Origin of the sequence: Corynebacterium sp. HMSC063G05, assembly GCF_001810555.1 — a bacterium.
Lineage (GTDB): Bacteria > Actinomycetota > Actinomycetes > Mycobacteriales > Mycobacteriaceae > Corynebacterium > Corynebacterium jeikeium_D.
In genome coordinates, this window is record NZ_KV801863.1 from 59,727 (window position 1) to 66,757 (window position 7,031).

7 protein-coding genes are annotated in these 7,031 nt (G+C 60.4%); 4 read left to right on the plus strand and 3 right to left on the minus strand.

The window, feature by feature from the left end:
- The first annotated feature begins 15 nt into the window (after positions 1–15).
- The 3 genes from HMPREF2751_RS09135 to HMPREF2751_RS09145 are packed head-to-tail and all read left to right on the plus strand — an operon-like array spanning position 16 to position 2,821.
- Complete coding sequence (locus tag HMPREF2751_RS09135; protein ID WP_070595910.1) at positions 16–774, plus strand: TlpA family protein disulfide reductase; 759 nt, start codon at positions 16–18, stop codon at positions 772–774.
- Positions 771–1,628, plus strand: coding sequence for an NUDIX hydrolase (locus HMPREF2751_RS09140; RefSeq protein ID WP_049189452.1), 858 nt, complete (start codon positions 771–773; stop codon positions 1,626–1,628). The genes HMPREF2751_RS09135 and HMPREF2751_RS09140 overlap by 4 nt, the downstream gene beginning before the upstream one ends.
- Positions 1,625–2,821 (plus strand): MarP family serine protease, encoded by a 1,197-nt coding sequence (locus tag HMPREF2751_RS09145; RefSeq protein ID WP_070595911.1) that lies wholly within the window; start codon positions 1,625–1,627, stop codon positions 2,819–2,821. Before HMPREF2751_RS09140 ends, HMPREF2751_RS09145 begins: the two co-directional genes overlap by 4 nt.
- An 82-nt stretch (positions 2,822–2,903) precedes the next feature.
- Here the strand turns inward: HMPREF2751_RS09145 and HMPREF2751_RS09150 are convergent, their stop codons facing one another.
- Together HMPREF2751_RS09150 and HMPREF2751_RS09155 are read right to left on the minus strand one after the other, a co-directional pair.
- The gene (locus HMPREF2751_RS09150; protein WP_070595912.1) at positions 2,904–3,881 is read right to left on the minus strand and encodes an alpha/beta fold hydrolase; all 978 of its coding nucleotides are present in this window, start codon (positions 3,879–3,881) and stop codon (positions 2,904–2,906) included.
- 93 nt (positions 3,882–3,974) lie between these two features.
- Entirely contained in the window at positions 3,975–4,475 is a 501-nt protein-coding gene (locus tag HMPREF2751_RS09155; RefSeq protein ID WP_016421928.1) for a phage holin family protein, read from the minus strand.
- Between the two features lie 204 nt (positions 4,476–4,679).
- Between HMPREF2751_RS09155 and HMPREF2751_RS09160 the strand changes: the two genes are divergently transcribed.
- Positions 4,680–5,687 (plus strand): Fic family protein, encoded by a 1,008-nt coding sequence (locus HMPREF2751_RS09160; RefSeq protein ID WP_083304439.1) that lies wholly within the window; start codon positions 4,680–4,682, stop codon positions 5,685–5,687.
- Positions 5,688–5,711: 24 nt separating this feature from the next.
- Here the strand turns inward: HMPREF2751_RS09160 and HMPREF2751_RS09165 are convergent, their stop codons facing one another.
- Complete coding sequence (locus HMPREF2751_RS09165) at positions 5,712–6,611, minus strand: HAD family hydrolase (RefSeq protein ID WP_083304440.1); 900 nt, start codon at positions 6,609–6,611, stop codon at positions 5,712–5,714.
- Positions 6,612–7,031 lie beyond the last annotated feature (420 nt).

A 7,031-nucleotide genomic window follows, 5' to 3' on the forward strand; every position in this document is an offset into this window, starting at 1 on the left:
CGAGGAGCACTTTTCGTGAATGAGCAGGGCGGTCATAGTCACAATGGTGGCCACTATGAGGATCGGCAGGTGGACGTTAACCGTTCGGCATCGCTGATTACGCTGCTCATCGCGGGAGTTAGCATTGTGGGTCTGGTGATTTTCGCGATTGTGAATACCACTGATGGCAATGACGAGACCGATGGTGGTGGGACCGGATCTGGTGTGAGTGTCGGTGCGGATGGCGCTGGCAGTGATGGCGATGGCCGTGATGGTGAAGTGGATGGTGCGTCGGCAGCGCCAGCGATGTCGAAGGATGAGATCGCGGCGGTAGCGGGTAGTGGCTCACTGACCGGTGTGCGCTTGCCGCTGTTGGCGGAGTCGGGAGACTCGGCAGGCCAGGACAACGAGGCTGGGCAAGTGGAACTGGTGGACATGGGGCAGGTCGTCGAGGGCAAGCCGACAGTGCTTAATGTCTGGGCGTGGAACTGTGCGCCGTGTCGCCAAGAGCTACCGCTTATTGAGCAATGGGCCAAGGACAATCCGGACGTGCAGGTGGCGACGGTGCATGCGGCTCGTGAGGCGGGGCGTGGCCAGGCCTTCCTGCAGGAAATCGGAGTGAAGCTACCGACCTACTCGGACACGGTCGACGTGGTCGGACCAGCGTTGAATCTACCGCGAGTTGTGCCCATCACCGTGGTGTTTAAGGCAGATGGCACGGTGGCGACCATTCATCCTGGTGAATTCACCGATGCGCAGCAGATTACGGATCTCGTGCGAGGTGCATTGAAGTGACTCAGGGACAGTCGTGGAATCGTGACGCAAGCTCGGGGCTGTATCTGCCGAAATGGTTGACCAATAGTTTGCCGCCGCACCTGGTCAGTGCTGATCACGACGCGGCAGGTCACGCCAGCAGCGCCAGCCACGCCACAACAGGCCACTCGGAGCAGCAGGTGGCCGGTCGCTCCGCTTCGTCGTCAAGCGTGAAGCGTGCGTTTGCGAAGTTGCGGCGAGACTCCTCGACGCAGGAGAAACCGTTGCGGAATCCGGCGCGGTCGGCGGTGTTGGTGCTGATCAGCGGTGATGCGGAGGCGCACCAACGGCCGGAGGATGCCAGCGTGGTACTTACGCACAGGGCGACAACCCTGCGTAAGCATGCAGGCCAGATGGCTTTTCCGGGCGGTCGTGTCGATCCCGAGGACGTGGATGAAATCGATACCGCGCTGCGTGAAGCCGAGGAAGAAACCGGCCTGAACCGAGAGACGGTGACGCCGGTGCGGGTGCTGGACTCGATTGACATTTCGCGGACTGGCTTCGCGGTGAATCCGGTGTTGGCGTATTGGCATGCACCGCATCCGCTGCGTGTGGTCGACCCCGCAGAGACGGAATCGGTGCTCAATGTGCCAATTAGCCATCTGACGAATCCGGACAACCGCATGATGCTGGGCTATCACGGCTGGACAGGGCCGGCATTTAAAGTTGGCGACTTCATCGTTTGGGGATTTACCGGCGGCGTGCTGTCCTACTTGCTGGATGTGGCCGGCTGGTCGGAACCGTGGGACGACACCAACGTCCAGAAACTTTTGCCAGTGCTCGCGCGTTCCGCTAATGGTGAAAAACTGTCCGTACTGAAGGGAGGCCGACGATGATGCCTGCAATCGCTGTGTTTGACGTTGCGCTGCTGGCGGTCTTCATTTTCGCGCTTATCGTCGGCTGGCAGCAGGGCGCCGTCTCGTCGATTATGGCCATTTTGGGCGTTGTCCTGGGCTTGGTCATTGGTGTGCCCTTGGCGCCGCTAGCTATGGCGCAGGTCGAGAACCAGTCGGGAAAGGTTCTCTTGGGCCTCGGCACGGTGATTCTGTTGGCGTTGATTGGTCATGCGGTGGGAACAGTGGCAGGGCAGTCGCTGCGGAATACCATTCGCTCGCCGTTGGCCGTCGGCCTGGATTCGAGCCTCGGTGCCATCGTGCAGTCCGTGACTGCGCTGGTAGTGACATGGATGATTGCCGTGCCGCTGGCCACCGCCGTGCCCGGGCAGTTCGCCGACTGGGTGCGTGAGTCCAAGGGCATGAACCTCATTGACCAGGTCGCGCCCGACGAATGGAGCGACGGCTTCAGTGGCATCCTCCGTCAGCTTCGCGATGATGGAATGCCCGCCATCGCTCCGCCATTCGGCTACAAGCAGAACGTCCCCGATGAACCCGTCGACCCCAATGTGATTTCGCAAGGTGTCGTCGACAGTATTCGACCGTCCATCGTCCGCGTCTTGGGCGAAGCCCCGCAGTGCGAACGTTTGCTGCAGGGTACTGGCTTTGTCATCGCGCCGGATTTGATTCTGACAAACGCGCACGTGGTCGCTGGCGCCACCACTGTTCGGCTGGAAACCGTGGTCGGCATGGCTGACGCGAACGTCGTGCACTACGATCCGCTTGACGACGTCGCACTGCTCCGAACCACCGACCTACCCCTGGAGCCCATGCAGTGGGCGGATCAGGAAGCTCGTCCGGGCGATGACGCGGTAGTGCTGGGCTTTCCCGAGTCCGGCCCCTTTAAGGCCACACCTGCGCGCGTGACGGAGAACATCATTATTCGAGGCCCGGATATTTATTCGTCGACCAGGCACGAGCGTCAGGCCTATGTTCTGAAGGCAGATGTGCGCCACGGTAACTCGGGCGGCCCACTGATTACGCCGCAGGGCCAGATCCTGGGCTTGGTCTTCGGTGCCGGTGTGAACAATGACCAGACTGGTTACGCGCTGACGCACGCCGAGGTCCAGCCACACATCGATGAGGCGATGGATAACTACGGAGCGATCAGCACGCAGGAGTGTGTGGCGGGGTAAGCGGAAAGTTGTGTGTCTGTGGGCAGGTCAGCCCCAGCTGCAACCGCAGGAGAGTTCCGGCTAGCTTCAGCCGAGCCTGAGTCTAAGACCCCTCCGGCAACCAGTCCAAGTGATCCCTGATTGCCTGCACCACAGCCTGAGGTTTCTCTGCCGGCAGGAAGTGCCCACAATCCGGCACAACGCGCACGTGACTCGAGCTGAGCTCCACTAGCGCACGTGGGGTACGAGTGTCCTGCTCGCCGACGAGCAGCACCGTGTGCTCATCGCTTTTCGACGGGCCCTCCATCGCACTCAACCACTTGCGGAAAGCGGCCGGAGCCGGCCGCGTCCACCAATTCATGTGAGCCAGTGCAGGACGGAGTGCACCACTGGCCAGGCTGTCAGCCATGAGTTCCGCGGTCTGTTTTCCCTCGGGGGTCTCGGCAAACCCCTGCCCGGTGGTGGACATGGACTCGCGCACGATGCGGTCAATAAGCCGCTGCTGGCGAGCCTCAGCCGCCTGCGTGCTGAACTTATTGCGACGCAACTGCGGTACCCGTGGCCGCGAGTCCCACCACGAACGGCGCAGCAGAGGAGCCAGGCTACTGCGGAAGTCCTCCGACCACGGGCTCTTCAACTGGTTCAGCCACACTTTCGGATGTGCAGCACCACAACCAATAATTCCGGAGACAAGATTGGGCTGCCGCGAAGCCAACGTCCACGCCACCCAGGTGCCGAACCCCTGACAGACCAGCAGCGCGGTCGAGTGCCCCAACGAGCGAATCGATGAGGCGATGTCCTGGGCCGCCTCAAACGGATCGTAGCCTTGCGGTGTTCGGTCGGACTGACCGTAGCCACGCATAGAAATAGCCACAGCGTGCACGGGGAGGGGGTCGCCAGAGTCGTCGTTAAGCAGTGGCAGAACCTCGCGCCATTCAAACCAACCGCCAGTCGAGCCGTGAATAAACAACACGAGCGGATCGGAGGGGCGGCCGCACTCGGCGATGTGTAGGCGCTGGCCGCGGACGTGAATGAGACGATGACGCCAGGGGCCAGTGAGAGAATCGCTGAGGGAGGTCATGAGGGGAAAATACCTTTTCCGAAGGGCTTAAACCGGGACTGAATAAGACAAAAGGGCGAGACCAACAAGTCCCGCCCAATTTCTTTTAAGCCTTTAGGTGTACATACCGTTCGACTGCGAAGACTTCTTCGCCGACCCCGACGGCACGACCCCCTTCAGCTCCTGCATCGACTCGATGGTCTTCTCCGGCTTGCGGATCGACTTGACCTTCTTCAGACCCAGCAGTGCTGCAACACCGGCGATGACCAGCATCAGAACGAAAACGATGAGGAATGCAGCCCAGGTTGGCAGCCAAACATCCAGCAGCCAGCCGAGGAAGAAGAAAAAGAAGAACGAGGAGTACAGTGCGACGACGCCGGCAACCGCGAAGAAGCCACCGCCAACTGCGCCCTTCTTAGCCTCGCCAGCAATTTCGGCCTTGGCCAGCTCAATCTCAGAGCGAACCAGAGCGGAAATCTGCGAAGAAGCATTAGACACGAGCTGGCCGACGCTAGCATCACCCGATGCGTTGCTATCCACATCACTCAGCGGGATAGCGGTAACACGCGGTTCGGTGCCGTCGGTAAAGAGACCCTTCGTATCGTCGTTGCTCACGTGTACTTCCTCCTACGCAGATGGTTGGAAAAGATGGTTTGAAACTTTAAAACTGCAGTTACAAACTGCCATACTACCTCTGATTGTGGGTAGGGCGCGCCATAAGGGCGAAAAAGCCAAGAACTCGTTGGAGTTTTTCTCATCTTTGACCATTTCTATATAAGTTTGTCACTTACTTAGCGGTGAAGAATTAGGGTGTGGGATATGAACAATCAGCCTGAGAACGTGCGTGGAGCCGATGGAGTTGGTGCCGGTGCCGGCAATGCTGTCGGCAATGGCGCCGGTGTCGGAAAGGGTGGCCTAGCTGGCATGAGCCTGGGTGTGTCCTCCGTGTCGGCGAAGAAGCGCGCAGAGCGTGAGGCAGCGCAGGCGAAGGCATCTGAATCGGGTGCCGGTGGCGCTGACAGTGCTCCCGCCGCTGCTATTCCGCAGCTTGACCCCAAGGACCCCCTCGCGCCCCTGTGGCAGCTCGACGGCGTTGCACACGCGGCTGATGTCGCGGCCAAGGCCATCCAGTCCGTCCATAGGCACAAAGCCAACCTGCGCAAGCACAACGTCACCGGTTCCGAGTCGGTCCTGCGTGGCGCTCGGGCATCGGCGTGGCTAGAAGGCGGCGAGCCATCGCTTCCCGACGACGGCAACATCACCGATCCCGTACTCGCAGCAGCCCTGCGGGTTGCCGACACCATTTCCCCGGAGTCAATTGGTGAGACCACTCGCGTGTGGCAGCGCGCTCCGCAGCAGGTGCTGGCCAAGTTTGCGTTGAACGCATCGCCCGCAGGTGAAACTGAAGACGGTTCCGAGGCGCGGATGAAGGCCGGCCGTCCGGTCGGTGACGACAAGCTCTCGTCTGCGATGAAGGAGCAGCGTCTGCACGTGCTCGGTGACTTCATCACTGGCCGCAGCCAGATTCATGCTGGTGTGCTCTCGGCGATTGTGCACGGTGAGCTGCTGACTCTGCGCCCCTTCGAGTATCACAACGGCATCATCGCCCGCGCCGCCTCGCGACTGACAACTGTCGCAACCGGCCTGGATCCGCGTGGCTTGGCCGTGCCCGAGGTCTACTGGACTCGCCACCGCCAGGAGTATGTCGAGGCCGCAGAGGGGTTTGCGTCGGGAAGCGCCGATGGCCTGCGTGCGTGGATTCTCCTGCACCTGGAGGGGCTGAAGGCCGGTGCCGTGGAAGCGCGCGGTATCGCCGAAGCGGTGTAGGCGGGCCGGCTGCCGGATGGTGGGTTAGTCGGCCTTTGACTCGTCGTCGTTGTTGCGCAGTGCCAACAGCGTCGCACCCGCGCCAAGCGCCAGTGTGACGCCGGCAAGAATTGCAGCATTGCGTTTCGACGGCGCGCGAAACAGCGGGACGGGATTCCGGAATTGGCGCACAGGCCACTCACGTTCCGTCGCAATCTTGCGCAGGGCGCGATCGGGATTGACCACAACGGGATGGCCGACTGCAGACAGCATGGGCTCATCAGTGATGGAATCCGAGTACGCAAAGCATTCGGCCAGGTCGAACTGGCGCTTTTCCGCTATCCGACGCATCTGCACGGCCTTGTTTTCGCCTCGGCAGAAGAACTCCGTTTCACCCGTGAAGAGCCCATCGCGGACCTCCAGCTCGGTGGCCACCACGTTGTAGACACCGAGCGCCTGCGCAATGGGCTCAACAATCTGCCGAGCCGATGCCGAGATAATGAACACCTGATGCCCCTGTGCGCGGTGTTCACGAATGAGCTCCAATGCCTCGGCGTAGATGTACGGCGTGATGTTCTGCTCTAGGGTTTCGATGGCGACCTGGCGCAGCTCCCTGGCGCTGTGACCAGCGATAAGGGCGGAAAACTGCTCGCGGGTGGCCTCCATTTGCGCCTCATCGTGTCCCTGCGACATGTATAGGGCATGGCTGAGCGCCATTTGCAGCATGTCTGTCGGCGAAATGATGCCGCGCTCGAGGAATTGCTTGTTGAACGCATATGCCGAGCTCTTGGCAATAATGGTTTTATCCAGGTCAAAGAACGCAGCGACGCGAGAGTCAGCGGTGGCGTGGAGGCCTGCAGCGATTTGGGCATCTTTAGAGCTGCTCGTGTCCGTAGAAGCGCGCGGCTGCGGCGTTGTTGAAGCCTTGTTCTCGCCGGTGTTCATAGACTCCGAGCTTACCCATGGATGTCGGGCACGGGGAGAGCATTATGAGTGTTTAACTGCTGGGTGGGGAACTGGGGCGATTGGGGCGTGGCAGTTTTGGGCGCGATTAATCGAGGAGACGTGACATCGAACATATTGGGCATTAAATCCTTTGAAAGGTATTTGCAGATTCCTCGGGATATGTAATACTTGGACGTGGCTGGCCCCTTCTTGTTCTTTTTAGAAACAGACTGCGAGGCCGCCCCGGCTCAATCCCCCCCCCGAGCCGGTTAAAGACGCCTCGCGCCAATCCCCCCCCCCGGCGCGGGGCGTCGCCCCTTTTTGCCCAATGTTGAGGGTTATGTAGAAAAAGTTACAGGCTGCAAATGTGAAACTGTATGAGTTTAGGGTTAAGTAGCAAAAAGTGTGTCTGACTTTCAG

Bases quoted from the DNA above. Each gene is read 5' to 3' on its own strand.
- HMPREF2751_RS09145 (WP_070595911.1), top strand. From the start codon at position 1,625: ATGATGCCTGCAATCGCTGTGTTTGACGTTGCGCTGCTGGCGGTCTTC.
- HMPREF2751_RS09165 (WP_083304440.1), bottom strand. From the start codon at position 6,611: ATGAACACCGGCGAGAACAAGGCTTCAACAACGCCGCAGCCGCGCGCT.
- HMPREF2751_RS09150 (WP_070595912.1), bottom strand. From the start codon at position 3,881: ATGACCTCCCTCAGCGATTCTCTCACTGGCCCCTGGCGTCATCGTCTC.
- HMPREF2751_RS09160 (WP_083304439.1), top strand. From the start codon at position 4,680: ATGAACAATCAGCCTGAGAACGTGCGTGGAGCCGATGGAGTTGGTGCC.